At 73.1% G+C, this 25,682-nt stretch carries 23 protein-coding genes; 15 read left to right on the top strand and 8 right to left on the bottom strand.

Going from position 1 to position 25,682, the window contains the following annotated elements; genetic code table 11:
* Positions 1 to 136 precede the first annotated feature (136 nt).
* Genes AB0K60_RS13490 through AB0K60_RS13470 form a run of 5 tightly spaced genes read right to left on the bottom strand, consistent with a single transcriptional unit; the run spans position 137 to position 6,396 of the window.
* Positions 137 to 1,864: an ABC transporter ATP-binding protein gene (locus AB0K60_RS13490; protein WP_364052871.1), complete on the bottom strand. Its 1,728-nt coding sequence runs from the start codon at positions 1,862 to 1,864 to the stop codon at positions 137 to 139.
* A complete protein-coding gene (locus AB0K60_RS13485) occupies positions 1,864 to 3,579 on the bottom strand; it encodes an ABC transporter ATP-binding protein (protein ID WP_364052868.1) in 1,716 nt (571 codons plus the stop codon). The genes AB0K60_RS13490 and AB0K60_RS13485 overlap by 1 nt, the downstream gene beginning before the upstream one ends.
* Positions 3,576 to 4,328, bottom strand: a complete 753-nt coding sequence (locus AB0K60_RS13480; RefSeq protein ID WP_364052865.1) for an ABC transporter ATP-binding protein — start codon at positions 4,326 to 4,328, stop codon at positions 3,576 to 3,578. Before AB0K60_RS13480 ends, AB0K60_RS13485 begins: the two co-directional genes overlap by 4 nt.
* The gene (locus AB0K60_RS13475; RefSeq protein WP_364052862.1) at positions 4,325 to 5,383 is read right to left on the bottom strand and encodes an iron ABC transporter permease; all 1,059 of its coding nucleotides are present in this window, start codon (positions 5,381 to 5,383) and stop codon (positions 4,325 to 4,327) included. Before AB0K60_RS13475 ends, AB0K60_RS13480 begins: the two co-directional genes overlap by 4 nt.
* Entirely contained in the window at positions 5,383 to 6,396 is a 1,014-nt protein-coding gene (locus AB0K60_RS13470) for an ABC transporter substrate-binding protein (protein WP_364052859.1), read from the bottom strand. The genes AB0K60_RS13475 and AB0K60_RS13470 overlap by 1 nt, the downstream gene beginning before the upstream one ends.
* 149 nt (positions 6,397 to 6,545) lie before the next feature.
* Here AB0K60_RS13470 and AB0K60_RS13465 point away from each other — a divergent pair, with 149 nt between their 5' ends.
* Complete coding sequence (locus AB0K60_RS13465) at positions 6,546 to 7,148, top strand: superoxide dismutase (protein ID WP_364052856.1); 603 nt, start codon at positions 6,546 to 6,548, stop codon at positions 7,146 to 7,148.
* Between the two features lie 4 nt (positions 7,149 to 7,152).
* Positions 7,153 to 7,698 (top strand): GNAT family N-acetyltransferase, encoded by a 546-nt coding sequence (locus tag AB0K60_RS13460; protein ID WP_364052853.1) that lies wholly within the window; start codon positions 7,153 to 7,155, stop codon positions 7,696 to 7,698.
* Between the two features lie 180 nt (positions 7,699 to 7,878).
* Here AB0K60_RS13460 and AB0K60_RS13455 read toward each other — a convergent pair whose 3' ends face one another.
* A complete protein-coding gene (locus AB0K60_RS13455; protein WP_364052850.1) occupies positions 7,879 to 8,094 on the bottom strand; it encodes a DUF397 domain-containing protein in 216 nt (71 codons plus the stop codon).
* Between the two features lie 11 nt (positions 8,095 to 8,105).
* Entirely contained in the window at positions 8,106 to 8,786 is a 681-nt protein-coding gene (locus tag AB0K60_RS13450; protein ID WP_364052847.1) for a DUF5753 domain-containing protein, read from the bottom strand.
* Between AB0K60_RS13450 and AB0K60_RS13445 the strand changes: the two genes are divergently transcribed.
* Positions 8,669 to 9,073, top strand: coding sequence for an ATP-binding protein (locus AB0K60_RS13445; RefSeq protein ID WP_364052844.1), 405 nt, complete (start codon positions 8,669 to 8,671; stop codon positions 9,071 to 9,073). The genes AB0K60_RS13450 and AB0K60_RS13445 overlap by 118 nt on opposite strands.
* Before the next feature lie 330 nt (positions 9,074 to 9,403).
* Complete coding sequence (locus AB0K60_RS13440) at positions 9,404 to 9,805, top strand: four-helix bundle copper-binding protein (RefSeq protein WP_364052841.1); 402 nt, start codon at positions 9,404 to 9,406, stop codon at positions 9,803 to 9,805.
* A gap of 114 nt (positions 9,806 to 9,919) precedes the next feature.
* Here the strand turns inward: AB0K60_RS13440 and AB0K60_RS13435 are convergent, their stop codons facing one another.
* Positions 9,920 to 11,242, bottom strand: coding sequence for a hypothetical protein (locus tag AB0K60_RS13435; protein WP_364052838.1), 1,323 nt, complete (start codon positions 11,240 to 11,242; stop codon positions 9,920 to 9,922).
* Positions 11,243 to 11,366: 124 nt separating this feature from the next.
* Here AB0K60_RS13435 and AB0K60_RS13430 point away from each other — a divergent pair, with 124 nt between their 5' ends.
* From AB0K60_RS13430 to AB0K60_RS13380, 11 genes are all read left to right on the top strand, one after another.
* A complete protein-coding gene (locus AB0K60_RS13430; protein ID WP_364052835.1) occupies positions 11,367 to 12,362 on the top strand; it encodes an ABC transporter substrate-binding protein in 996 nt (331 codons plus the stop codon).
* Positions 12,359 to 13,351: an iron ABC transporter permease gene (locus AB0K60_RS13425; protein ID WP_364052832.1), complete on the top strand. Its 993-nt coding sequence runs from the start codon at positions 12,359 to 12,361 to the stop codon at positions 13,349 to 13,351. The genes AB0K60_RS13430 and AB0K60_RS13425 overlap by 4 nt, the downstream gene beginning before the upstream one ends.
* Positions 13,348 to 14,433, top strand: a complete 1,086-nt coding sequence (locus tag AB0K60_RS13420) for an iron ABC transporter permease (RefSeq protein ID WP_364052829.1) — start codon at positions 13,348 to 13,350, stop codon at positions 14,431 to 14,433. The genes AB0K60_RS13425 and AB0K60_RS13420 overlap by 4 nt, the downstream gene beginning before the upstream one ends.
* Before the next feature lie 434 nt (positions 14,434 to 14,867).
* Entirely contained in the window at positions 14,868 to 15,704 is an 837-nt protein-coding gene (locus tag AB0K60_RS13415) for an ABC transporter ATP-binding protein (protein WP_364053478.1), read from the top strand.
* 76 nt (positions 15,705 to 15,780) lie between these two features.
* Positions 15,781 to 15,891: a streptamidine family RiPP gene (gene amiA, locus AB0K60_RS13410; RefSeq protein ID WP_364052826.1), complete on the top strand. Its 111-nt coding sequence runs from the start codon at positions 15,781 to 15,783 to the stop codon at positions 15,889 to 15,891.
* 124 nt (positions 15,892 to 16,015) lie between these two features.
* On the top strand, positions 16,016 to 16,900 hold the full coding sequence (locus AB0K60_RS13405; RefSeq protein ID WP_364052823.1) for a hypothetical protein: 885 nt from the start codon (positions 16,016 to 16,018) through the stop codon (positions 16,898 to 16,900).
* Positions 16,897 to 18,462: a CocE/NonD family hydrolase gene (locus tag AB0K60_RS13400; RefSeq protein ID WP_364052820.1), complete on the top strand. Its 1,566-nt coding sequence runs from the start codon at positions 16,897 to 16,899 to the stop codon at positions 18,460 to 18,462. The genes AB0K60_RS13405 and AB0K60_RS13400 overlap by 4 nt, the downstream gene beginning before the upstream one ends.
* Positions 18,463 to 18,636: 174 nt before the next feature.
* Complete coding sequence (locus tag AB0K60_RS13395; protein ID WP_364052817.1) at positions 18,637 to 20,064, top strand: YcaO-like family protein; 1,428 nt, start codon at positions 18,637 to 18,639, stop codon at positions 20,062 to 20,064.
* A gap of 459 nt (positions 20,065 to 20,523) precedes the next feature.
* Positions 20,524 to 21,678, top strand: coding sequence for a hypothetical protein (locus AB0K60_RS13390; RefSeq protein ID WP_364052814.1), 1,155 nt, complete (start codon positions 20,524 to 20,526; stop codon positions 21,676 to 21,678).
* 364 nt (positions 21,679 to 22,042) lie between these two features.
* A complete protein-coding gene (locus tag AB0K60_RS13385) occupies positions 22,043 to 23,764 on the top strand; it encodes an ATP-binding cassette domain-containing protein (protein WP_364052811.1) in 1,722 nt (573 codons plus the stop codon).
* A gap of 17 nt (positions 23,765 to 23,781) precedes the next feature.
* On the top strand, positions 23,782 to 25,524 hold the full coding sequence (locus AB0K60_RS13380) for an ABC transporter ATP-binding protein (protein ID WP_364052808.1): 1,743 nt from the start codon (positions 23,782 to 23,784) through the stop codon (positions 25,522 to 25,524).
* Positions 25,525 to 25,682: the final 158 nt, after the last annotated feature.

Genomic DNA, 25,682 nt, shown 5'->3' with positions numbered 1-25,682 from the left:
CCCTGTGAGATGAGGGCGCCCGTGTCGATGCCTGGCAGCTCCGGCATCGGCCAGTCGGTCATGTCCGGGACGGTCAGCGCCCCCGGCAGCAGAGTGGGCGACGTCTCCGCGTGCGGTGGGTGGCCTTGACGGGCACCTACGACCGGCCGGATCCGGTGAGCTGGGCGGCCATCAGCGTGGTGTAGGGGCCGGGCCGTTCGATCAGTTCCTGGTGGGTGCCGGAGTCGGCGACGCGGCCGTTGTCCAGGACGACGATGCGGTCGGCGGTGCGGATGGTGGAGAGGCGGTGGGCGATGATGAGGGTGGTGCGGTCGCGGCGCACGCTGGTCATGGCGGCGGCGACCTCCTGTTCGCTCTCGGTGTCGAGGTTGGAGACGGCCTCGTCCATGACGAGGATCGGCGCCTCCTTGAGGATGGCGCGGGCGATGGCGATGCGCTGGCGCTGGCCGCCGGACAGGCGGGTGCCCAGCTCTCCGGGGAGGGTGTCGTAGCCGTCGGGGAGGGCGGTGATGAACTCGTCGGCCTGGGCGGCGCGGGCGGCGGCGATGACCTGTTCGCGGGTGGCCTCGGGGCGGCCGAGGCGGATGTTGTCGATCAGGGGGATGTTGAAGAGGTAGACGTCCTGGGGGACCAGGGTGATGAGGCGGCGCAGGTCGTCCTGGGGGAAGTCGCGGATGTCGTGGCCGCCGATGGTGATCGATCCGGCGTTCACGTCCCACAGGCGCATGAGGAGGCCGGCGCAGGTGGACTTGCCCGCGCCGGAGTGGCCGACCAGGGCGACGGTCTCGCCGGGGGCGATGTCGAAGGTGATCTCGGTGACCGCGTCGGGCAGGGCCGTGCCGTACCGGAAACTCACTGAGGAGAAGACGACGCGGGGCTCGATGGGGCCGGGCGGGGGCTGGTCGACGCGGTCGGTCACCGGTGCGGGGGTGGTGAGGATGGTCATGATGCGGTCGCCGGCGGCGATGACGAGGCCGACGTCGCGGGCGACGTCGGTGACGGCGACGACGGGCGCGAACGTGGTCGCGGCCAGGACGACGGCGACGGGGAAGAACGCGGCGTCCAGATCGCCGGAGGTGACCAGCAGGGCGGCGGTGAGCAGGACGGACAGCAGGCCGAGCGTGGTGAGGGCGTTGGTGACGGCGTGTTCGAGGCCGGAGCGGCGGCCGTGTGCGATCTTGGCCTTGAGCAGGCGCTCGTCCTGTACGGCGAGGCGGTCGAGGCGGCGTGCCTCCGCGCCGGAGGTGATCAGTTCGCGTAGCCCTTGGAGGGTGTCGACCGCTTCGGCGTTGAGCTCGCCGACGCGGGCGCGCAGTTCGGCGCCGTGGGCCTGGGCGCGGCGGCGCAGCCAGGCGGGGACGAGGGCGAGCGCGACCAGCGCGGGCGCCAGGGCCAGGGCCAGGGCCGGGTGGAAGACGCCGAGCGCGGTGAGGGCCGCGACGGGTACGGTGGCGGCGCTGACCAGCGGGCTGAGGGTGTGGGCGAACCACAGCTCCAGTTGCTCGACGTCGGAGATGGCGGCGGCGCCGAGGTCGCCGGAGCGGCGCTGGAGCAGGTAGCCGGGGGCGAGGCGGTCGAAGGCGGCGTAGACCCGGCCGCGTACGTCGGCCAGGACGCGGAAGGCGGCCACGTGGGCGATGTAGGACTCCAGCCACGGCGTGACGGCCAGCAGGGGAAGCAGCGCGGCGAGGGCGATCAGTCCGCCGCGCAGGTCATCGGCGGAGGCGCCGGTGATGGCGTGGCTGACCACCCAGGCGCCGACGCCGGCCGAGGCCAGGACGACGAGGTGGTGGGCGATGCCGCTGAGGATCGCCGCGAGCAGCAGGCGGCGGTGGGGGCCAAGGAGCCTGGTGAGGGCGAGCATCAGACGGCTCCTTCCTGGGCGGCGACCAGGCGGGCGTAGGCGCCCTTCCGTTCGAGGAGGCCGGCATGGTCGCCCTCTTCGGCGATCTTCCCGTCGGCCATGACGATGACGCGGTCGGCGTCGCGGACCGTGGACAGGCGGTGGGCGATCATGATGGTGGTGCGGCCTCCGGTCAGCGCGTCCAGGGCCTGCTGGATGCCGGACTCGTTGGCGGCGTCGACGCTGGAGGTGGCCTCGTCCAGGATCAGGATGGGGGCGTCCTTGAGCAGGGCGCGGGCGATGGCGATGCGCTGGCGTTCGCCGCCCGACAGCTTGAGGCCGCGTTCGCCGACGATCGTGTCGAGCCCCAGGGGGAGGTCGTGGACGAAGCCGGCGCGCGCGGCCCGGATCGCGGCCTCGATCTCGGTGTCGGTGGCGTCGGGCTTGGCCAGGGTGAGGTTGTACCGGACGGTGCCGTGGAAGAGGTAGGTGTCCTGCGCGACCACGGCGATGAGCGAGCGCAGCTCCCGCAGCGGCAGTTCGGTGATGTCGGTGCCGCCGATCGTGATGTGGCCCTGTTCGGGGTCGAAGTAGCGCAGCAGGAGGGAGGCGACGGTGGTCTTGCCCGCGCCGGAGCGGCCGACCAGGGCGACGCGCTCGCCGGGGGCGATGGTCAGGGTGAAGCGGTCCAGGGCGGGCCGGTCGCGGTCCCGGTAGGTGAAGGTCACCTCGCGGAAGCACACGTCATGGCGGGTCCCGGCGCGTGGCACGGCCCCGGCGCCTTGCGACGGCGCCGGGGCGTCCAGCACCTCGAAGATCGCGGTCAGCGAGGGGACCGCGTTGTAGCTGGAGTGATAGGCCGCCTCCAGCTCCTTCAGCGGCCGGAAGCACTCGGCGGTGAGCATGAGGATCAGCAGCAGCTCGGTCACGCTCAGCTCGCCCGCGACCAGCCGCGTCGCGCCCACGCCCAGCGCCACGGCGGTCCCCAGGCCGATGACGAACGCCACCCCGCCCAGGTACGCCACGACGATGGCCATCAGCCGGATCGAGTCACGGCAGAACGCCTCGGCGAGTGCGGCCAGCTCCCGGCCGCGCCGGCCGCCGGCGTTGAACGCCTTCAGCGTGGCCATGCCCTGCAACGCGTCCAGGTTCTCGGCGTACAGGCCTTTGTAGCCGCGGAACCAGGCGGCGTTGCGGTCCCGGAGCAGCCGCTTGGACGCCAGTGGCAGCACCGGCGTCAGCACCGCGCACAGCAGCACGACCACGCCGATGATCGGGTCGAGCACGAACAGGAACGCGGTCACACCGACGGCGCCGAGCAGCGCGGCGATCGTCTGCGGCAGAAATCTGCCGACATAGGCGTCCACGGTCTCCACGCCGTCGACGAGCGAGGTCTGGGTGGAGCCGGTCCGGCCCCGCTGTGCCCAGCTCGGCCCCAGCAGGAGCAGTTTGGCGGTGAGGCGGCGCCGCAACTCGGCCTTGACGGCGCCGGAGGCGCGCAGGGCCACGTCCTCCCGGACGGCCAGCGCCAGGCTGCGTACGAGCTGCAGGGCGGCGATGCCGGCGATGAGCCAGACGATCGAGGAGACCGGGCGTCCGGCGAAGATCCGGGCGAGGGACTGGGCGACCAGCACGCCCTGGCCGACGTAGCTCGCGGTGATGGCCAGCAGCAGGATGACCAGCGCCGCCAGGCGCGGCCGGACCGCGGGCGACAGGCTCAGCAATCGGATGATCACGGATCCTCCTTGAGCTCGAAGGCGAGCCGGGTGCGATGGACGGCACGTACGCCGTACACCTGGGAGACGCGTTCGGCGGTCAGTACCTCGTCGGGGGTTCCGCCGGCCACGATGCGACCGCCGTCCATGAGGTAGAGGCGGTCGCAGTACTCGGCGGCCTGGTTGAGGTCGTGCAGCGCGGCGAGGGTGCTGACGCCGAGGTCGCGTACCAGGCGCAGGATCTCCAACTGGTGGCGGATGTCGAGGTGGTTGGTGGGTTCGTCGAGCAGGAGCAGGCGGCTCTGCTGGGCCAGGGCGCGGGCGATGAGCACCCGCTGCCTCTCCCCGCCGGACAGCGTGGCGAAGTCGCGGGCGGCCAGGTGGCCGGCGCCGACGCGTTCGAGGGACTGGGCGCAGATGAGCTCGTCGGCCGTGGTGGTGCGGTCGAGGGGGCGTTTGTGCGGGGTACGGCCCATGGCCACCATCTCGGCCACGGTGAAGGCGAGCTCGGCGGGGGTTTCCTGGGCGACCACGGCCGTGCGCCTGGCCGACTCGCGCGGCGTCAGCCGTACCAGGTCGTCGCCTTCGACGGTGATCAGGCCGGCGGCGGGGCGCAGGGCGCGATAGACGCCGCGGAGCAGGGTGGACTTGCCGCAGCCGTTGGGGCCGAGCAGGCCGACGAACTCGCCGGGGCCGACCTCCACATCGGCGTCCTGGACGATCAAGCGCCGGTCGATCCGGAGGGAGACGCCGTTGACGCGCAGGGTCATCCGCGCCTCCGCAGCAGCCACAGGAAGAACGGAACGCCGAAGACGGCGGTGACGATGCTCAGGGCCAGCTCCTGCGGGGCGGCGACGGTCCGGGCGGCGACGTCGACGAGTTGCAGGAACACCGCGCCGAGCAGGGCCGAGACCGGCAGGACCCGGCGGTGGTCGGCGCCGACGAGCAGCCGCGCGGCGTGCGGGACGATCAGGCCGACGAAGGCGATGGCGCCGGTGGTGGCGACCATGACGCCGACGAGCAGCGAGGTGAGCACGAACAGGCGTCCGCGCAGGAAGGCGACGTTGACGCCGAGGGAGATCGCGCTGTCCTCGCCGGAGCTCAGCGCGTTGAGCGGGCGGTGCTGGACCAGCAGGTAGGCCAGCCCGGCGAGCAGCACGACCGAGGGAATCGGCAGCAACTCCCAGCGGGCCCCGCCGAGGCTGCCCATCAGCCAGAACAGCACCTGCTGGGCGGCCCGGCCGCTCTGCGCCCGCTGCAGCACGTAGCTGTAGAGCGCCTGGAACAGGTACGCCAGGGCGACCCCGGCCAGCACCAGGCGGGCCGGGGTGATCCGGCCCGACCGCTGCGCCAGCACATAGATGAGCACCAGGGCGAGCAGCGCGCCGAGGAAGGCGGCCATCGACAGCGACAGCCCGCCGAGCGCCGACGACCCGAGGATGAAGACCAGCACCGCGCCCAGCGACGCGCCGGAGGAGACGCCGAGCAGGAACGGGTCCGCCAGCGGGTTGCGCACCAGCGCCTGCAGCACCGCGCCGACCACCGCCAGCCCCGACCCCACCAACAGGGCCAGCATGGCCCGGGGCAGGCGGAACTCCCAGACGATCTGGGCCTGCGCGGCCGTCCAGGCGGGCGTGACCGAGCCGGGCGCGAGACGGTCGGCGACGATGCCCCACACCTGCGCCGGGCTCACCGGGACCGCGCCGATGCTCACCGCGAGCAGCGTCGAGGCGACGGCGGCGAGCCCGAGCACGCCGGTGATCAGCCACAGCCGGCCGGAGACGCGCGTCGTGAGGTCCAGCCGTAGCGCCTTCGCCTGGCTCATCAGGCGAAGGCTTCGGGGTGCAGGAACTTGGCGATCTCGACGACCGCCAGGATGTTGCGGTAGCCGGGGTGCTGGGCCGCGGCGGGCAGGGCCAGGTAGCGCCGTTCCTTGGCGGCGGTGCTGTTTTTGGCGATGCCGAAGGCCTGCGCGGCCTTGTCGGGTGCGCTGGGCATGGGCTCGCCGCGGAGCGTGGCGTACTCGGTGACGATCAGCGCCTGCGGGTCGGTGGCGGCGATCTTCTCGGCGTTCACCTCGGTGTAGTCGGCCTTCACGTCGGCCAGGACGTTCTCGCCGCCCGCCAGCTCGATCATCTGGTTGGTCAGCCCGGCGCCGCCGTATGCGTTGACCGGGCCCTTGCCGCCGTCGGTCGCCAGGACCTTGACCTTGGGCCGGTCGGCGACCCGCTTGACCGCGTCGTCCAGCCGGGCGCGCAGGTCGGTGATCAGCTTCTCGGCCCGGCCGGGGACGCCGAAGATCGCGCCGAGGTTGCGCAGGTCGGTGAAGGTCTGCTCGATTTTGAAGGCGAGCTGCCCCTCCGGGCTGCACCAGCCGCCCAGCAGGTAGACGGGCGCTCCGGCCGCGGTCAGCTCCTCCACCGTGGCGTACCCGCCCGCCGCGTCGAAGCTGGCGGTGGAGTTGTCGAGCACGAAGTCCGCGCCCTGAGAGAGCATGATCTCCTTCTGCGGCAGCATGATCGTCGGAGAGATCTCCGGGATCTTGTCGTAGTGCTCCTTCTGACCGGGCAGGAACGCGCTTTCGGAGAAGTTGGTACGGCCGACGACGCGGTCCTGCAGCCCGAGCGCGAGCAGCGTCTCCAGGGCGGGGTGGTAGCCGGTGACCACCCGGGCCGGGGGCTTGTCGAACGTGTACGTGCGGCCGCAGTTCTCGATCGTGACCGGGAAGCCGGCCTGCTGCGCGGCGGGTTGGGTGGGGGTGGCCTGCGGGGTGGCGGACTGCGTGCCGCAGGCCGCCATGGCGAGCGCGGCCAGCAGCAGCAGGACGAACCGCCTCATGGAACACCGACTCCTTGCAGTGGGCTTTCACTTGCAAACAATTCGCAAATTAGGTCCCGCCGGATCGGGGGTCAAGACCGCTCCGCCACTTGTTGCAGGAGTACCGTTATTGCATATAAGTTGCAACTACAGCAGATGAGGGGACGGACATGGGTCGGTACTCGCTGCCTGACATGCCCTACGACTACGCGGCTCTGGAGCCGGCGATCACCGGCGAGATCCTTGAGCTGCACCACGCCAAGCACCACGCCGCCTACGTCAAGGGCGCCAACGACACCCTGGACAAGCTCGCCGAAGCGCGTGAGAAGGGCGAGTTCGGCGGCCTGGTCGGCCTGGAGAAGACCTTCGCGTTCAACCTCTCCGGCCACGTCCTGCACACGATCTTCTGGCAGAACCTCGCACCCGACGGCGGCGACCGCCCCGACGGCGAGCTCGGCGACGCCATCGCCGAGCACTTCGGCTCCTTCGAGGCCTTCCAGAAGCAGCTCACCGCCGCGACCATCACCGTGCAGGGCTCCGGCTGGGGCGTGCTGGCCTGGGAGCCGCTCGGCCGCCGGCTCGTGGTCGAGCAGGTCTACGACCACCACGGCAACGTCGGCATGAACACCACACCCCTGCTGGTCTTCGACGCCTGGGAGCACGCCTACTACCTGCAGTACCGCAACGTCCGCCCGGACTACGTCGAGAAGCTCTGGGGCCTGATCAACTGGAACGACGTCATCGCCCGCTACCACGCGGCCAAGGGCGCGTGACCCGATGACCACGGCGTCCGCCCGCCCACGGCCCTCGTCGGCCTCTTCGAGAGGTTCAGCCGGACAGGCGGACGCCGAGATCCGCCTCATCCCCTCCGCAGACCTGGCGCGCCATCTCCCGGCGATCGCCGACGTGGGCGGACGCTGCTTCACGCGCCCGCCGTGGCGCGAGCCGTACCCGATGGCCAGAAGCGTCGCCGCACGCGTGCTCGCCGACAGCGAGCGCCCCGGCTTCGTCCTCGCCCTCGCGCTGTCCGGCGATGAGGTGTACGGCTTCGCCTACGGACTGCGATGCTCGGCGCTGGCCCTGTCCGCGTCACACCCTCCGAGGAACGACTTCACCTTCAAGGAACTCGCCGTCCTCCCGGAACTGTGCGGCATGAAGCTCGGTCTCGCCCTGCACGACACCGTCCTCGCCGCCGTCCCAAACGGCCCCTACTGGTTATCGACCCACCCTGCCGCGCACGCCGCGATCGGCCTCTACCGGCACCGTGGGTGGCGGGCCGTCGCGATACAGGGGCCAAGGCGAGTGATCATGCACAAGCGCTGACCGTCGGAGCCGCACGATCGCGGTGAGGCCGAGCACGCCGAGGACGCGTCCTCACAGCGGGGGAAAAGAATCAACCAGGTAGGCGCCGCGGGCTGGGGTCACGGCATTTGCGTCGGTCGCGGTGTACTGCCGAGGTGCTCGGGCTCTGATAGCCGCTGCGCGAGAGGCTCTGAACCCATCTCAGCCGCATTCGCCTTCTGCGACGGCGCGAATGAAGGACCTCCAGGCGTGTTGGGTGAGGAGAAGGGCTGGACCTGCTGGGTTCTTGCTGTCGCGGACCGCGATGCGGTGGCCGACGGCTGCGGCCTCAACGCATGCGCCGTTTCCGCCGCTGTATGAGCTTTTCCGCCACCGTGCATCGGACAGGTCGCTGGTCGGTTTGATCGTGTGGCTCATGGTCGTGCTCCTTAGGCATGCGCCAGCTTGGTGATGACCTGGAGCGAATCGTACGGCGATAGGGCAACCGCCCGTAGGTGCTCAAAGATGCCGGTATAGCGCTTGATGTCGGCCTCGCCTTCCAGGAAGAGGTCACCGGCCATGGATTCAACGTAGATCACGTCGTGGGCTGTGGCGGCGGGGAACCTCAGGATGCCGAAACTGCCGTGCATGCCAGGGTGCGGCCCGGCGGTATAGGGGATCACCTGTACGGTCACGGTGGGCGAGTGCGCCATGGTGACGATGTGGTCTGCTTGCGCGGCCATGATTGAGCCGTCGTCATCGATGTGACGCCGGAGGGCGGCCTCGTCCATGATCGCCCATAGGCGTAGTCCGTCGGCGGTGAGCACGCGTTGGCGTGCGATGCGTACCGCGACTCGGTTGTCGACCTCTTCTTCGGTGGCCATCGGCAGAGCGCCGCGGATTACGGCGCGGGCGTAGTCCTCGGTTTGTAGCAGCCCGGGCAGGAACAGGGACTCGTAGCTGCACAGGGATTCGGCCTCGGCCTCCAGACCGATGTAGGTCGAGTAGCGCGATGGAAGAACGTCTTTGTACGCCTCCCACCAGCCGCGTTGCCGTGCCTGACGCGCGAGGATCATCAATTCCTGGGCTTCGGCTTCGTCGACCGCGTACAAGGCGAGCAGGGCGCGCACGTCGGCAGGGGGTCGCCATTCGCCATTCCGACTCGGCTCGCCCAAACGGTCAGGTCACCCTGGTCGTCACCGATTGCGGCGAGGCGATCCAGGTCGAGGTGATCGACGAAGGCTCGGCTACGAACACGCCGCAGGTTCGTACCGACCCCGGCGGCCAGGGACTGGGCGGCCGCGGACTGTGGCTGGTCGACCAGATGTCCCACTCCTGGGGGAGTCGCGAGCACACAGCAGGGCGTGTCGTGTGGTTTCGCATGACGAAAAAGCACGTCCTGCATGGACTGCCCTGAACGCACGACCCCACCGTCCCGCGCGGCACGGCGTACGCCGCCGATCTCGCCCGCCGGGATCAGGCCGGTGAGCGGTTCGCCTCGGCCGGTCCGGCCCGAGGGCGTGATCGCGGGCAGCGGCTCTCCGAGTACGGCGGCCTTGGGCTGGGGTGACCCGTCCAGCGGATGCGGGATCAGGTCGGTGACGCCGAGCCCGGCCGGTTCGGCGAGTTGCTCGGCGGGCGGAGCGCGCACCTTCGGCTAGAAGATGCCGGATCCCTTCGGTGGATCTCCCTGAGGCCGGGTAGGGGCGCGCGTGGACAGTGAGGACATCAGCGGAAAGGAACTGATATGCCGGTCCGTGAGATGATCAAGACGCACCCGGCCGAGATCAACCTCGATCGTGAGCGGCTCGCCGACGCCGTTCTGGCGCTGGTCGACTGCGCTCAGGCGTGCACCGCCTGTGCCGACGCCTGCCTGAGCGAGGAGAACGTCGCCGAGCTTCGCAAATGCGTCCGCACCAACCTCGACTGCGCCGACATCTGCGAGGCGACGGCACGCGTGCTGTCGCGGCACACCGGCTACGACGCCAACATCACTCGTGCCCAGCTCCAGGCGTGCGTCCAGGCATGCTCCTCGTGCTCCGAGGAGTGCGGTCGGCACGCCGCCATGCACGAGCACTGCCGCGTGTGCGCCGAGCGGTGCCGCACCTGCGAGCAGATGTGCCACAACCTGCTCGACGCCATCACCTGAGCGTGCGGAAGGAGCATGCGACGGGTGTGTTCGGCCGTGGGGCGCGGCAGCCGTCCGGACAGGCCCGTTCGGGATGGGGCTCGGGGTGTTACGGGGAGCGGGTGACGGGTCCGGTCAGCGGCCGACGGCGTCTGCCGCCGAGCCGTCGTCCATGCCGATCATGGTCAGGCGGCCGCCCTCGTCGAAGGGGGTGGGCAGGTCGAGCGTGCGGAGGTCGGAGCCGGAGGCGACGTCGAGGAGGTGGATCTGACCGTGGCCGCCTTGGGTGATCGCGACGAGAGGGGCGGCCGGTGATCCGGCGACGGCGCGTCGCTGCACCCCGTCCCAGGGCGTGGCGCCCTTGCGCGGGGCGCCGTCCATCGGCGGCAGCGGCATGCGTGTGAGGACCGCGGGGGCGTCCGCGTCGACCACGATCAGTTCGTCGCCGTCGGGATGGACGCGGGTGAAGACGACGCGGCCGTCGCAGAAGGCCAGGCGGAACACCAGGCCGGAGCCGAGGGGTATCCGGCCGGTGGCCGTGTCGTCGAGCCGGTGCCACCACGCGTCGTTGGTCCACAGCGGCCACTCGCCGGGCTCGGCCGGTCCGCCGCGCACCGTGCTCCACAGAATTCGGCGCGCCGGGTCGAACCGCAGGTAGTAGCCCCGACCTCCTGCGCTCCCCGGGATGTCCCAGGACAGCGGACGCTCGGCGATCAGGTCGGAGCCGCTGAGGCGGGCGCGGTGCACACCGGCGCCGGTCGCGGCGAACACCCGGCGGGTCGTGGGGTCCGCGGCGTCTCCGTGTCCGTCGTCGGGCAGGGGCAGGCGTGCGAGGGGTTCCACCGTGGGGCAGCCGGGGGGCGCGTCCAGCAGGTGGGAGAGCCGGTGCGCGTCGAGCGCTCCCGGCATGCGGTGCCGCAGCAGGACCAGCAGGTCGTCGGCGTCCGCCGGGTCGGCGCGCCCCGGGAGACCGGGGAGTACGGGGAGGTCCGGGAGACCCGGGAGACCCGGGAGGCCGGGGAGTACGGTGACGCCCGGTTCGCCGACGCGGGTCCGGACCCGTATCGAGCGGGGACGGGCGGCGTCTCCCGCGTCCGCCCGCGGGTAGAGGTCGACGACGGTGAGCAGGTCGCTCCACGGCTCCCAGGAGCGCCCGCAGCCGCTGGTCACCACCACGTACCGGCCGCCGGGATCGGCGGCCAGGTGTTCGGCCGGTACGGCGACGGGCGCGCGGGCCGCGACCGGGTCGCCGGTTCCCGCGGCGAACGGGTCGAGGACGATCAGTTCGCCGGCGAGATCGTCGACGAAGGCGAGTCTCCCACCGCTCAGGTGCAGGAATCCCGCGTGCTCGGCGAGGTGGCACCCGTCGAGACGGGTCAGCAGGCGGCCGGTACGCGGTTCGAGGACGTAGACGACGCCGGCCACGTGATCGGCGGCGACGAGGCGCAGTGGTGTCACGACGTGCTCCCGGGGGCGGATGTACACACGGAATGAAAACCATTATCATCTTCGCCTGAGTGTGAGAAGACCCCGGATCCCTCCCCGGTGCGCCTCGCGAGCGTTCCCCGACGAGAGAGAGCCCATGACCATGCCGTGCAACCCGAGCCGCCTGCTGCGGCGTACCGTCGCGCTGGCCGCCGCAGCCGCCCTGCTGACCGGCTGCGGCGGCGCCGTCCCCGACCACCCCGGCGGCGCGGCCACCGGCTCGCCGACCGGCGGCGTCGCCGGCCTGCCGCCCATTCAGCCGGTCGCCGCATCCGACAGCATCACCGACGTACGCGGCAGGAAGATCTCCGTCGATCGCATCCCGGAGCGCGTCGTCTGCCTGGTCGCCCTGTGCGACGACATGCTGACCGAGCTCGGCATGGTCCCGGCCGCCACCAACTCGGCGCTGCTCGCGCACCCCCGGTTCCTCGGTCCGGAGAAGGCGCGGAAGGTGCCGGTCATCCCGGGCGGCTTCGTCAGTCCCGAGGTGGAGGCGATCCTCTCCCACAAGCCCGACCTGGTCATCGGCCTGGAGGACACGCACGGCAAGCTCGCCCCCGCACTGCGCGGCGCCACCACATTCTGGGCGGTGCAGCCCACGACGTGGCGGGACGCCGTCGCCTACCTGCGCGACCTCGCCGCGCTCACGCACCGGGGCGAGGCGGCGGTCGCCGCCGAACGACGCCTGCGGGACAAGCTCCTGGCAGCCGAGAAGGCCAGGAGCGGCAAGACGGCGCTGATCGTGTTCGGCGGCGACGAGAACTTCGGCGTGGCCGCGCCGGGACGCGACGTGGCGGCCGGGCTGTTCCCGCTGATCTGCGACTACCCGTGGGAGGACCGCGGGATCGAAGGCACCTACAGCCTGGAGGAGATCCTGGCCAGGGACGTCGACGTGCTCTTCGTGGAGACCATCGCGTTCGGCGCGACGACCGGGAGACTGTCGGAGAAGATGGCCGGCAACCCGCTGTGGTCGCGAATCCCCGCAGTGCGGAACGGCAAGGTCATCGAGGTCGATCCGGAGGTGTGGGCGAAGGGGCGGGGCACCCGGTCCCTCGGCATCGTCCTTGACGAGGCCACGGCCGTGCTGCGATGACGCGGGCCGCCCTCGCGGCCGGGCTGCTGGCCGCCGCCGCGCTGTGCGCGCTCTGCCTCGGCACGCCGGACATCCCGCCGTCCCGGCTGCTCGGCGCGCTCACCGGCGACGCGACGGACGGGCTGGAGTCGTTGGTGGTGCGCGAGATCCGGCTGCCCCGGCTGCTGCTCGCGCTGCTCGCCGGGGGGTGCCTGGGGGCGGCCGGGCTGATCATGCAGGAGGCGCTGCGCAACCCGCTCGCGGTCCCGGAGATGCTCGGCGTGTCCTCGGGGGCTGCGCTCGGCGTCGCCGCCCCGCTGGTGCTCGCGCTGCCCCTGCCCGGCTGGTCCCACCCGCTGCTGGCGCTGGCGGGGGCCGCGATCGGCGGGGCCGCGACCCTCGCCGCCGCCGGTTTCGGCCGGAGCCCGTCGGCGGTGCTGCTGACCGGGGCCGCGGTCGCGGCGGCGTTCCAGGCCGCGCTGCTGGTCCTGATGGTCATGGCCGACCAGCTCGATCTTCAGGTGATCTTCCGCTACCTGTTGGGCAGCCTGTCCGGCCGTACCTGGCAGGCCTGGCACGGGGTCTGGCCGTGGCCGGCGGCGACCGTCCCGCTGCTGGCGCTGTGCGCCCCGATGGTGTCGGTGCTGCGGCTGGGCGATGACGACGCCGGCGCCCTCGGGGTGCGGGTACGGCACGCCCGCCTCGGGGCGCTGGCCGTCGCCGTGCTGCTCATCGCCCCGGTGGTGGCGGTGTGCGGCCCGATCGCGTGGGTGGGGTTCCTCGCCCCGCACCTGGCCCGTCGGCTGCGTCCGGACGCGGACGTGGTGGCGTGGCTGCCGTGGGCGGTGGTCTGGGGCGGTCTGGTCACCGTGTGGGCCGACCAGGCCGCGCGCCTGGCCCTCAAGCCGATGGAGACTCCGGTCGGGGCGTGGACGGCGCTGGTCGGCGTGCCGGTGGGCGTGGCGCTGCTGCGTGGTCTGCGCGCCGGGCAGGGGAGCGTCGTGCGATGACGCTCGCGAACCGGCCCCCGCCCGCGGAGGCGTGTCCCGCGTCCCCCGAGACGCGTCCGGCGCGTCGGCGACGCCGCCCGGCGTTCGTCCTCGGTGCGCTGCTGCTCGCCGTACCGCTGGTGGCCATGGCCGATCTGGCGGCGGGGCGGGCGCTGACGGGGGCGGAGCTGTGGCAGGCGCTCACCGATGCCGCGGCGGACCCGATCGCCCGGCATCTGGTCTGGCAGGTTCGGCCGCCTCGGGTGCTGGTCGCGCTCGGAGCGGGGGCGGGACTCGGCCTCGCGGGGCTGATCCTGCAGGCGGCGCTGCGCAACCCGCTGGCCGCTCCGGAGGTCACGGGGGTCACTCCGGGGGCGGTGCTCGGCGCGGTCGCGGCCACGGCCGCGGGCGTGGCCGACTGGGCGTCACCGGCCGCCGTGGTGCTCGCCGCGGTCGCCGGGGGCTGCGGCGGCGCGGGTCTGCTGTGGCTGACGGCGGGCCGGGCGGGGGCCGATCCGGCCGCTGCGGCGGTGTACGGCGTGCTGGTCTCGGCGGCGCTGGGCGGGCTGACGGCGGTGATCCTGCTGGCCGCGCCGGGTGAGCTCGGCGGCTTCGTGCAGTGGATGGTCGGCACGACGGAGGCGCGGACCTGGGAGCACTGGACGCTGCTGTGGCCGTGGACGCTGTGCTGGGGCGTGGCCGCCTGCCTGGCCGCGGGCCCGCTGATGCTGCTGCGCTGCGGGGAGCGGGTCGCCGAGGCGGCGGGTCTGGTTCCGGCGCGGGCGCGCGGGTTCGCGCTGGCCTGCGCGGTGGCCTTGACCGCGGGCGCGGTGGCCTCGGTGGGGGCGCTCGGGTTCGTCGGTCTGGTGGTGCCGCACGCGGCGCTCGCCCTGCTCGGGTCCGATCTGCGACTCGCCCTCCCCGGGGTGGCGGTCGCCGGCGCCGTCGCGGTGTGCGGAGCCGACGCGGTCGCCCAACTGGCCTCGCGGATGGTGACGGCCTGGGGCGCCGAGCAGCTCAGCGTGCCGGTCGGCGCGGTGACGACCTGCGTGGGGGCGGCGGTGCTGCTGTTCGTCGCCCGTCGGCATGTCGTCGAGCCGTGATCCGGCGTATGGGAGCAACGCCGGGGCCCGGTGCGAGTGGTTCGAGGTCGGCGGTCCGACGCCGGTGGTTGGACGCAGGTGGTTTGGCCCAGTGGTCTGGTGGCGGGGTTCGATGCGGGTGGTTTGCGGCTGGTGGTTCAGTGCCGGGGACCCGAGGCCGGTGGTTGGACGCAGGTGGTTTGGCCCAGTGGTCTGGTGGCGGGGTTCGATGCGGGTGGTTTGCGGCTGGTGGTTCAGTGCCGGGGACCCGAGGCCGGTGGTCCCACGCAGGTGGTTTGGCCCAGTGGTCTGGTGGCGGTGGTTGGACGTGGGTGGTTTGCGGCTGGTGGTTCAGTGCCGGGGACCCGAGGCCGGTGGTCCCACGCAGGTGGTTCGACGCCGGGATTCGACGCCCGGGTGACACAGACGAACGAGGAGTGCAGACCGTGTCCGAAATGATCGGCGATTCCGGCATTGCGACGATGAGCCAGGTGGCGGACATGGGATCCGCTGTGCTCGACTTCGACCGGGTGAGTTTCGGCTACCCGGGGCGACGCGTGCTCGAAGAGGTGACTCTGCGGGTCCGGACCGGCGAACTCGTCGCCCTTGTCGGGCTGAACGGCTGCGGCAAGAGCACCCTGCTGCGGCTCGCGGCGGGTGTGCTGCGTCCCGGGTCGGGCCGGGTGACGGTGGACGGTGCCGACATGGCCGCGACATCCCGCCGTGCCGCCGCCCGTAAGGTCGCTCTGCTGCATCAGTCCGCACCCGCCGTACCCGGCCTGACGGTACGCCAGATGGTGCGTCAGGGACGGTACGCGGCGCGCGGGCCGCTGGGCATGCTGCGCGTGGGCGACGACCCGCAGACGATCCGCGCGATGCGGGACGTGGGCGTCGAGCAGTGGGCGGACCGGCCGGTGGAGACGCTTTCCGGCGGCGAGCGGCAGCGGGTGCGCCTCGCGCTCGCCCTGGCCCAGGACACGCCCGTCCTGCTGCTCGACGAGCCGACCACCTACCTCGATCTGCGGCATCAGCTCGATGTGCTGCACCTCGTCGTACATCTGCGCGAGGAGCGTCGGCTGACCGTGCTGATGGTGTTGCACGATCTCGGCCTCGCCGCCCGCTTCGCCGAGCGCCTGGTGGCCCTGCGCGACGGGCGTGTGGCGGCGGACGGGCCGCCGGACCGGGTGATGTCGGCTGAGCTGCTGCGGGAGGTGTTCGGCATCGAGGGGAGGGTGGGCCGGGACCCCGAGCGCGGGTGGCCGGTCTGCTATCCCGACCGATCCCTATCTTGAAAACGATTACCGTTTTCATTACTGTTGACCTCGGCGCCCAACCGGGTGTCGGTTTCCGATCAGGTAGGAGGAACTCGTGGAACAGCAGGTCTTCACCCCGATCGTCGAGCAGGACCAGCTCCCGCACCTGTCCGCGTCCCACTCCAACGCCCTCGTCGAGAACCCCTTCGACGACGACCAGGAGTAAGTGATCTCGACGGGCCCGTCCGGTGGCGCCCCGGGCGGGCCCGTCGCCTGTCCGGCAGATGTCGCTCGTCAGGCCTGTGCAACCGCTGATGAGCCTGTGCAACCGCTGATGAGGAGGAGAAAACGTGTCGTGGACGCGACTCGCCCCCGGTGTCGAGATCGTCGCCATGCCTGGGCTCGCGCCCGTGGTCCGCGGTCCCGACGGAGAGTTTCTGCGCATCAACGCCCCTTCCCGGGCCGTCGCCGGGGTCCTGGAGCTTCTCGGTCACACCGCCCCGGCCTGGATGGGCGAGGCACACCAAGACGCGCAGGAGATCGACCGGCTGCTGGACGCCTTCGCGGCGGCCGGCTACCTGGGCGCGCCGTTCTCCTGGCCGTCGGAGCGCGCCAATGTGCTCGTGCTCGGCGACGAGCGGCTGACCGCGCCGGTCACCGAGTTCCTCGCCGCGGCGGGGGCGCGGCCCCGTCCCGCGCGGCCTCGGGACGTGACGCGGCTCGCCTGTGCGCCGGCCTCCGGAAGCCAGGCCTCCGGAAGCCAGGATGTCGCGGACGTCGCCGCGGTGGTCTGGTGCCTGGACCGCCCCGTTCCGCAGGGCCTGTGGCAGGACGCCGACCGGTTGCCGGAGCGGGGCATCGCCTGGGCACGCTGCCACCGGGAGGGCTGGCAGGCGTGGGTCGAGCCGATCGCCGCCGGCCCGGGCGGCGTACTGGCGGCGCATGTGGCCGCACGTCGTCTCGCGGCCTCCCCGGCGCATCGCGAACTCGCCGCCTATTGGGCCGGGCACACCACCGCGGGGCCGGATCCGGTCACCGGAGCCGCGGCTGCGGCGGCCGTCGCCGCCCTGGTCGCCACCGACCTGGCGGCGTGGGCCATGGGCCGGGCGGACCGGGGAGGCGGCCTGCCCGCTCACCGCCGACTGCGCCGCATCGACCTGCGGGATCTCAGCGTCACCGAACACTGCGTGCTGCCGATACCGCCCGTGGCTCCGATCGCGGATCGTCACGCATGATCGAGCGTTCCGAGGTGATCACGGCGGGGGACGGCGTACCCCTGGCCACCGACCACTGCCTGCCGGATGGGCCGGGCCCGTTTCCCTGCGTCCTGATCCGGACGCCATATGACCGGCGTGCGCACGCCGCGGAACTGCGGGCCTGGGCGCGACGTGGCTTCGCCGCCGTGGTCCAGGACGTACGCGGCCGGCACGGCTCCGGCGGGCGGTGGCGGCCGTACCGCGACGAGGCCGACGACGGCGCGGCGACCGTGCGGGCGCTGCGCCGCGAGCCGTGGTGCGACGGCGCGATCGTCGCCTGCGGGGCCTCCTACGCCGCGCACTGCGCGCTGGCCGTGGCGTTGCATCCCGACGCGACGGCCCGGCCCGATGCCGTCATCGCCGCCGTGCCCGCGCTGGGGCCGGCGGAGACCGCACGAGAGACGACCGGAGTGGAACGACTGCTGGCGCGAGCGGGATGGTGGGCCGCCCACGGCGACCGGCGCGACAGCGACCCATGCGCGTTGGACCGGGCCCTGGCCGCCGACCCCGCGCTGCTCGACCACCTTCCCGTGCTGGATCTGCCCCGCCGGCTCGGACGCCCGCTGCCCTCGTGGGAACGGCTGTGGGCCGCGCGGCGTTCGGGCGATCCCGCCGGGACCATCCGCATCGGCCCGGGGGACGACGGGCCCCGGGCCGAGTCCGGGGCGATCCCCCTGCTCGCCGTCGGCGGGAGTCGCGACGCGTTCGCCGCCGACACCCTGACGCTGTGGCGGGCCTGGGGCCGACAGGGCGCGGGGGCCGCCAGGTTGCTGCTCGGCCCCTGGGGCCACATTCTCACCGCCAACCCCGGCCCGGGAACGGACGAAGAGCATGCTCTTGCCCTGGGACCGCTGTACGCGGAGTTCGCGCGCGCCGCGCTGAGCGGAGCGCTCAGGGGGCGCCGCGGCGCGGTCGCCATCGAGGGTGCGGGCCACTGGCTGTCCGCCGACGAGTACGCCCCACCCGCCAGGGTCATTCCGATGGACGGCACGGATCTAGGTCTGCGGGTGCTTCGAGGGGAGGAGTTCGTCGCGGATCCAGAGCGTCCCATGCGTTCCGATCACCTCGGGGTACCCGTGCGCGGACGGCCCGACCGGCTGCTCGCCCTCGGCGACCCGCTGCCCACCGCGCTCGACCTGGCCGGCGACGCCGAAGCACGGATCCTGGCCACGGCGGACACGCCAAGCGCCGACTGGGCGGTCCGTCTCGTCCTCATCACACCGCGCGGGACCGCCGAACCCCTGGCCACCGGCATCGCGCGCAGCGGCGCGCCGACCGGGGCGCGCGTACCGATCAGGGTCCCGCTCGGGCCGCTGTTCCGGCGGCTGCCCGCAGGCGTCCGGCTGCGGGTCGAGATCGCGGGGCATCACTTCCCCGCCCATGCCCGCAACCCGCACACCGGGCAGGACCCGCTCCGCGCCACCGTCCTGCGGCCATCCCTGCGCACCGTCGACCCGGGCGGCAGCCATGTGGCACTGCCTGTCCTCGATTCGGCCGCCGCGCTCCGATCCATCGATCCAGCCGAGGAGATCCTCAGGTGACCGCGCACAACCCGATCCTCTCCGGTTCCGCGTACCGCCCCGTAGCCGCGCTCCGATCCGTCGATCCAGCCGAGGAGATCCTCAGGTGACCGCGCACAACCCGATCCTCTCCGGTTCCGCGTACCGTCCCGCAGCCGCGCTCCGATCCGTCGATCCAGCCGAGGAGATCCTCAGGTGACCGCGCACAACCCGATCCTCGCCCCTTCCGCGTACCGCCCCGCGGCCGCGCCCGCGTCTCCTCTCCCGGTGGACGCGCTGGTCGATCCGGTCTGCGGGCTGGTCCGGTCGCTGGCCCCGGTCGAGCATCCGCCGGGCACCCCCGCGCGTTACGTGGCGATGACCGCCGACGTCAGCGACGCCCGCCGGTTCGGGGCGTGGCCCGCCGACCGGGTCGCGCTCGGCACGACCTTCGGCGACCCGGAGGGTGCCCGGATCGCCGCCATCGCCGAGGCGGTGGAGCGTTACTGCGGCAACCGGGTGCCGCCTCCCGGCGAACCGGGTGCCCCGCTGCGCGCCACCGCGGCGGACCTCGCCGGGCGCAACCACCTCACCCCCGCGGAGCTGCCCGCCTACGCCGACTGGCAGTACGCGCGCCCCCGCTTCCCGTACCGCCCGTTCACCGAGGGCACGGAGGCGCTGTGGGCGCTCGGCGTCGAGCGGCTTCCCGGCGGCGGCGAGCGCGAGTGCCTGGCACCCGTGGCGCTGACCCATCTCAACTGGCGGCAGGGCGACCTGAAGTCCCTGCCGCGTACCCACCACCTCAACTACGCGGGCATCGCCACCGGTGCCGGGCTCGCCGACGCCGCCGAACGCGCGCTGCTGGAGATCGTCGAACGTGATGCCCTCGAACTGTGGTGGCATCTGGGAGGTCCGGCGCGAGGCATCGACCTGGGCAGCGTCCCGGGCCTGGCGGCCAACCTCGCGGGCTCGGCGTTGCGGGCCTGGGTGGTGGAGATGCCGAACGAGTTCGCCCCGGCCATGGCCGCCTTGGTGCACGACGCCGATCGCGGCCTGTACGGGGTCGGCTTCGCCTGCCGGTTCGATCCCGTCGAAGCCGTCCGGAAGGCCGTGCTGGAAGCCGTGCACACCTGGGTGTTCACCCAGGGGCTCACCGAACCCGGCGGATGGGTGTTCAAGGCCGTGGACGCCGGAATTCTCGCCAAAGGGCTGTATTTCGAGCACCGTGCGGATCGCCGTTACCTCGACGACGCCGGAGTGGACTTCGCTCACGTCCGCGATCTGGGGGCGCACGTTCAGGTCTGGCTTGACGAGCGGATGGCCCCGCTGGCGCGGCGGTTCACCCATCCGGAGCGGACCGTGTCGATCGACGAGGTGGCCCCCGGCTCCCCGGTACGGCTTCGCGAGCGGCTCGCCTCCGGCGGGCATCGCGTCGTCGTCTTCGATTTGACCACGCCCGACGTTGCCGAGACGCCCCTGCGGGTGGCCCGCGTCCTGGTCACGGGGCTGGTGCCCAACGCGCCCGCCGCCTTCGCCTACTACGGCTGCCCGCGTTTCGCGCAGGTGGCGCTCGCCCGCGGGTGGCGGGCCACCGCTCCGATCGGCCCTGACGACTTCACCCTCGCCCCGCCGCCGCACATGTGAGGTTCCACGTACATGATCATCACAGCCGATGACCGGCTCGTCGCCGAGGCGCTTGCCGAGGCGCGCTCCACCAGGCCGGTCGACGCCGACACGCTCGCGGGCCCGGTCGGGCAACGGTGGACGGGCGAATGGGTCGATCTGTCATCCGGGGGAGGAGCCCTCGATGTGGGACGCGTGCTGGCGTTCTCGCTCAAGGCTGGACCGGCCGGTACCGACGTGCTTAATGCCGGACCTACCGGTTCCGGCGGCCTTAATGCCGGACCCACCGGTTCCGGCGGCGTTCCTAAGGCCGGGCCCGACGGTTCCAACAGCCTCCCCGGCGCCTCCATGCGGTTGCGACCGGTGGCCTCCGCCGGTACCGACTCGCTTAATGCCGGACCTACCGGTTCCGGCGGCGTTCCCAAGGCTGGGCCCGACGGTTCCAACAGCCTCCCCGGCGCCTCCACGCGGTTGCGACCGGTGGCCTCCGCGGGCGCGCTGCACCCGGTCAACGCACACCTGATGGTCGGCCCGGGGTGCTCGCTGCCGCCGGGACGTTACGCGTACGACCCGCTGGAGCATCGGGCCCGCCTGCGCGGCCCCGCACCGGCCGATGCCCCGCCGGGATTGGCCGTCGTGCTCACCGTGACCGTCCAGCGCACCGCCTCCCATTACGGTCACCGGGCCTGGCCGCTGCTGCTTCTGGATACCGGGCACGCCGCAGCGGCCCTGGCCATGGCCGCGGTCGCGCACGGTTATCGAGCCCGCGTGACGCTGAACGCCGACGCGGCGGAGTTGGCGGCCGCCGCCGGACTGCCCGCGCCCGGCCGATGGCACGCCACGTGGGCGGGCACCACGCCGGAACAGCCGCTCGCCGCCGTTCACATCACGCTCCACGCCGACGCGTCCGGCCGCTTCGATCGCCGTCCGCTCACCACCTGGGCCGCCGAGCCGTTCGCCGCACCGCCGGTGGCCGGGCCCGCATCCGGCCTCGCACCAGGTCCTGCCGGGCGGCGCGCCGGCGCGGTGCTGGCCGCTCTCGCCCGGTCCGCCGACTCCGCCGTCTGGTGGCCCGCGGGTTCTCCGCCCATGTGCGAGGGGCCGTCCCTGGCGCGGGCCATCGCGCGCCGCCGCAGCGCGCCGCCGCCGCTGAACGGGCAGCCCGACGACGCCGCCCTCGCCACGGTGCTGACCTCGGCGGGGGAGTCCTCCCCCTGCGGTCCCGCCTGGTGCGCGGCCGTCGGAACCCCGCCGGGCCTGGTGGTCGCCGATCCCGCGGAGCCGCGGGTGCTCCGCCTCGTCGCCAAGGGCGAGGCGCGGCCGACGCTGGCGGTGTGGGCGGCGCGGCAGGGGTGGCTCGCCGAGGCCGGAGCGGTCCTGATCGGCGAGGGCGTCCCCGACGGGGCGTCCGCCGAGCAGGTGCGCGTGGCGCATCTGGCCGCCGGTTACGCGGTCGCGTGCGCGGAACTCACCGCGACCGCGCTCGGCCTGCGTACCCGGCCGATCGGCTCATGGCAGGCCGCCGACCTGGGAGCCGCTCTCGGCGGCCGGGCCGGGCGGCGCTGGATTCTGCACGGGCTCGCCCTGGCCGCACCGCTTCCGGTTTCCCTTCCGTCTAGGAGTGAGCGTCGATGATGCCGCATGTCGAGTTGCATGCCGGGTTGCGTGCCGAGTTGCTGGGCGTGGTCCGTACGGTTCCCGTGCCGCTTGTGGCTTCTTTTCCGTCTCGGGGTGAGCGTCGATGATGCTGCGTCCCGAGTTGCCGGGTGCGGTCCGTACGGTTCCCGTGCCGCTTGTGGCTTCTTTTCCGTCTCGGGGTGAGCGTCGATGATGCTGCGTCCCGAGCTGCCGGGTGCGGTCCGTACGGTTCCCGTGCCGCTTCCGGCTTCTTTTCCGTCCCGGAGTGACCGCCGATGATGCTGCGTCCCGAGTTGCCGGGTGCGGTCCGTACGGTTCCCGTGCCGCTTCCGGCTTCTTTTCCGTCCCGGAGTGACCGCCGATGATGCTGCATCCCGAACTGCTGCGCGCGGCCCGCACGGCCCCCGCCCCGCTGGTGCGCGCCACCGCGCTGCTCACCGCGGTCACGGCCGCGCACATCGCACAGGCCGCGCTGCTCGCCTTCGCGCTCGCCGACATCACCGGCGGGCGTGCCGACCGGTCGGCCGCGCTGCTCGCCGCGGTGGCCGCCGTGCTGGTGCTGCGCGTGTTCCTCATCCGCCTGCAGCGACCGGTCGCGGCGGACGCCGGGGCCGAGATCAGGAACGGGCTGCGTGACGAACTGCTCGTCCAGCTCGGCCGTCTCGGTCCCGCGTACGGCACCGCCGCCCGCGCCGGGGCGCTGCGCGCGACGGTCGTGGACGGCGTGGAGGGCGTCAACGCCTACCTGTCGCGATACCTGCCGCAGTTCGCCGTGGTGTGCCTGGCCACACCCGCGCTCCTGGCGTGGATCGCCGTCCTGCACATGGGGGCGGCGGCCGTCCTCACCGCGGCCGTCGTGCTGGCGCTGTTCGTTCCCCGGCTGTGGGACCGCGCGCTGGCGGAGCGGGGCAGGCGGCACTGGGACAGCTACGAGGACCTGTCCGCCGACTATCTGGAAGCGCTTCAGCAGATGCCCACCCTGCGCGCCGCCGGGGCCGTCCGCCGCAAGCGGGATGCCCTGGAGGACCGATCGCGCCGGTTGCATCGCGCGATCGTGGCCAAGCTCCGGGTCTCGCTGGTCGACACCGCCCTGACCGACCTCGCCATCCAGGCGGGCACGCTCGCCGCGGTCCTGCTGGCCTGCGTGTCGGCCGCCACCGGCGGCGCCACCGGAGCCGAGTCGTACCTGCTGCTGATGCTCGCCGCCGAATGCTTCCGCCCGCTGCGGGACCTGTCCAGGGAATGGCACGCCGGATATGTGGGGATCTCCGCCGCGGACGGCATCGCCGAGCTGCGCACCGCCCGGCCCGCCGTGCCCGACACCGGCACGCTCGCGCCCTCGTGGCCGTCGGCGCCCACCGTGTCGTTCACCGGGATTCGTTTCACCTACCCCGGCGCCGACCGCCCGGCCCTCGACGGCGTCGGCTTCGAATGCCCGGCGGGCCGTACGACCGCCCTGGTGGGGCCGTCGGGCGCGGGCAAGTCCACCCTGCTGGCGCTCCTGCAGCGGCATCACGATCCCGACGCGGGCACGGTGTCGCTCGACGGGGTGGACGTCCGCGAACTGTCCCTGGCCGCGCTGCGCCGTACCGTGGCCGTCGTCTCCCAGGACGTGTACCTGTTCGCCGGCTCCATCGCCGACAACCTGCGGCTGGCCGCACCCGAGGCCACCGACGGGCAGCTCGTCGCCGCCTGCCGCGACGCCGGGATCCATGACGAGATCGCCGCGCTGCCCGGCGGTTACGCGACCGTGCTGGGCGAGCGCGGCGCCACCCTCTCCGGCGGCCAGCGGCAACGCCTGGCCCTCGCCCGCGCCCTGCTCTGCGACGCTCCGGTCCTGATCCTGGACGAGGCCACCAGCGCGGTGGACGAGCATCGCGAGCAGGAGATCACCCGCAGCCTGCGCAGCGCCGCGTACGGCCGGACCTGCCTGGTCATCGCGCACCGCCTGGCCGCCGTCCGGGACGCGGACCGGATCGTGGTGCTGGACCGCGGCCGCGTCGACGCCGTCGGCGATCACCGGGACCTGGTGGGCGCGGGCGGCACCTACGCCGCGCTGACCGCCGCCGACCTGCGCGCTTGACCCCGTCGAGGAGATCCATGAACAGCGAGCCGACCGGCCGGCGCGTCCTGCGCGGGCTGCTCCCGGCGCTGCGGCCGCACCGCCGTATGGTCGTCCGTACGTTCGCCGCCTGCCTGATCGACCAGGCGGCGCTCGTCGCCCTGGTCACGTGGCTGGCGTACACCGTCGCACGGGCCGTCATCGACGGCGCCGCGCCCGGTCCCGCCGCCGTCGCCGGGCTCGGCGGCCTGGTGCTGGTACGGGCGGTCGCCACATGGCGGCAGATGGACCTGTCCCACGACCTGGCCTATCGGGTCCTCGCCGAGCTGCGGGTGCGCGTTTACGACGGCCTGGCCCGCAGCGCCCCGGCCCGCATCGCCGGTCGCCGCAGCGGCGACCTCGCGGCGACCGCGATGAACGACATCGAGACCCTCGAGTTCTTCTACGCGCACACCACCGTGCAAATGCTCGCCTCCGGCGTGGTCTACGCCGCCGGGACGGCCGTGCTCGCCGTGATCGACCCCTGGCTCGCGCTCGCCGTCCTGCCCGTCGCCGCCGCCCTGATCGCGCACCCGCTGCTCGGCGACCGCGGCCGTACCGTCCGCGGGGAGGCCGTCAGGACGGCCACGGCCCGGCTCTCGGCCGACGCCGTGGACACCGTGGACGGCATCCGCGAACTCCTCGCCCACAACGCCCTCGACCGCCGCCGTGGGCGGCTGGCCGCCGCCGGTCACCGGCTCGCGCTCGCCCAGCGCGCCGAGGCCCGGCACGACGGCGCCTTCCTCGCCGTGCAGGACATCCTCGTGACGGTGGCCCTGATCGCCGTGGTCGCCGCGCTCGGGGCGGCGGGCGACGGCCCGCCCGGCGCGTGGGCCGCGGCCGCGCCGGCCCTGGCCGTGTCCGTTCTCGCGCCGGTGGCCGCGGGCGCCGACGCCCTGCGCCAGGCCGGGAGCCTGCGCGCCGCCGCCGCGCGGGTGCGGGCCGCGATCGACGCCGCGCCGACCGCGCCGCCCCCGGCCCGGCCGGTCCCGCTTCCCGGCGGCCCGGTGGGCGTCCGGCTGCGCGACGTCCACTTCTCGTACGGGGACGCGCCCGTGCTGCGCGGCGTGAACCTCACCATTCCGCCGGGCCGTACCGTCGCCGTCGTCGGAGCCTCCGGAGCCGGCAAGACCACACTGGCCCACCTGCTGGCCCGCTTCTGGGACCCGGCCGACGGCACCGTACGCCTCCTCACCCCCGAAGACGCCGTCGACCTGCGCGACCTCGCCGACGAGGACCTGCGTTCCGCCGTCGCGCTCGTCGGCCAGGACGCCTCCCTGTTCCACGGCACGCTGCGGGACAACCTGCGGCTCGCCGCCCCCGACGCCGACGACGACCTGCTGCACCGCGTCATCCGGCGGTGCGGCGTCGACCGCATCGCCGCCACCCTGCCCGACGGCCTGGACAGCATCGTCGGGGAACGCGGCGCCACCCTCTCCGGCGGCCAGCGGGCCCGCGTCGCACTCGCCCGCGCCCTGCTCGCCGACCCGAGGGTGCTGATCCTCGACGAGGCCACCGCACACCTGGACACCGTCGGCGACGCCGAACTCGCCCGCCTGCTCGCGAGCCGGAACTCCACCACGATCGTCATCGCGCACCGCCCGGCCACCATCCGCCGCGCGCACCACATCGCCGTCCTGGAGGACGGCCGCATCGTCGAGGAGGGCACCTGGGACGCCCTCATCGCCACCGGCGGCGCCCTGAGCAGGCTGCTGCGCTCCGGTGCCGTGGCCGGGGCATGATGACCTCACCGGATCAAAACAGAGAGATGAGATTCGTGGGGAGCCGAGATTGACGCCGAGCCCGCCGGCACCGACCACCTTGGTGTTTCTGCGCCATGGAGAGTCGCTGGACAACGTGGCCCGGGTCTATACCAGCCGCCCGCCCGGTCTCGGCCTCA

It is taken from the genome of Thermopolyspora sp. NPDC052614 (assembly GCF_040678635.1).
In the GTDB taxonomy this organism is placed as follows: Bacteria; Actinomycetota; Actinomycetes; order Streptosporangiales; family Streptosporangiaceae; genus Thermopolyspora.
Note: the sequence above shows the minus strand (reverse complement) of the source record. Positions and strands in the feature narration are given on the sequence as shown.

What these genes read in the sequence shown, in the direction of transcription:
- AB0K60_RS13490 (WP_364052871.1), bottom strand. Translation starts at nt 1,864, where the DNA reads ATGCTCGCCCTCACCAGGCTCCTTGGCCCCCACCGCCGCCTGCTGCTC.
- AB0K60_RS13480 (WP_364052865.1), bottom strand. Translation starts at nt 4,328, where the DNA reads ATGACCCTGCGCGTCAACGGCGTCTCCCTCCGGATCGACCGGCGCTTG.
- AB0K60_RS13475 (WP_364052862.1), bottom strand. Translation starts at nt 5,383, where the DNA reads ATGAGCCAGGCGAAGGCGCTACGGCTGGACCTCACGACGCGCGTCTCC.
- AB0K60_RS13470 (WP_364052859.1), bottom strand. Translation starts at nt 6,396, where the DNA reads ATGAGGCGGTTCGTCCTGCTGCTGCTGGCCGCGCTCGCCATGGCGGCC.
- AB0K60_RS13465 (WP_364052856.1), top strand. Translation starts at nt 6,546, where the DNA reads ATGGGTCGGTACTCGCTGCCTGACATGCCCTACGACTACGCGGCTCTG.
- AB0K60_RS13460 (WP_364052853.1), top strand. Translation starts at nt 7,153, where the DNA reads ATGACCACGGCGTCCGCCCGCCCACGGCCCTCGTCGGCCTCTTCGAGA.
- AB0K60_RS13455 (WP_364052850.1), bottom strand. Translation starts at nt 8,094, where the DNA reads ATGAGCCACACGATCAAACCGACCAGCGACCTGTCCGATGCACGGTGG.
- AB0K60_RS13445 (WP_364052844.1), top strand. Translation starts at nt 8,669, where the DNA reads ATGGAAGAACGTCTTTGTACGCCTCCCACCAGCCGCGTTGCCGTGCCT.
- AB0K60_RS13440 (WP_364052841.1), top strand. Translation starts at nt 9,404, where the DNA reads ATGCCGGTCCGTGAGATGATCAAGACGCACCCGGCCGAGATCAACCTC.
- AB0K60_RS13430 (WP_364052835.1), top strand. Translation starts at nt 11,367, where the DNA reads ATGACCATGCCGTGCAACCCGAGCCGCCTGCTGCGGCGTACCGTCGCG.
- AB0K60_RS13425 (WP_364052832.1), top strand. Translation starts at nt 12,359, where the DNA reads ATGACGCGGGCCGCCCTCGCGGCCGGGCTGCTGGCCGCCGCCGCGCTG.
- AB0K60_RS13420 (WP_364052829.1), top strand. Translation starts at nt 13,348, where the DNA reads ATGACGCTCGCGAACCGGCCCCCGCCCGCGGAGGCGTGTCCCGCGTCC.
- AB0K60_RS13415 (WP_364053478.1), top strand. Translation starts at nt 14,868, where the DNA reads ATGATCGGCGATTCCGGCATTGCGACGATGAGCCAGGTGGCGGACATG.
- AB0K60_RS13400 (WP_364052820.1), top strand. Translation starts at nt 16,897, where the DNA reads ATGATCGAGCGTTCCGAGGTGATCACGGCGGGGGACGGCGTACCCCTG.
- AB0K60_RS13385 (WP_364052811.1), top strand. Translation starts at nt 22,043, where the DNA reads ATGATGCTGCATCCCGAACTGCTGCGCGCGGCCCGCACGGCCCCCGCC.
- AB0K60_RS13380 (WP_364052808.1), top strand. Translation starts at nt 23,782, where the DNA reads ATGAACAGCGAGCCGACCGGCCGGCGCGTCCTGCGCGGGCTGCTCCCG.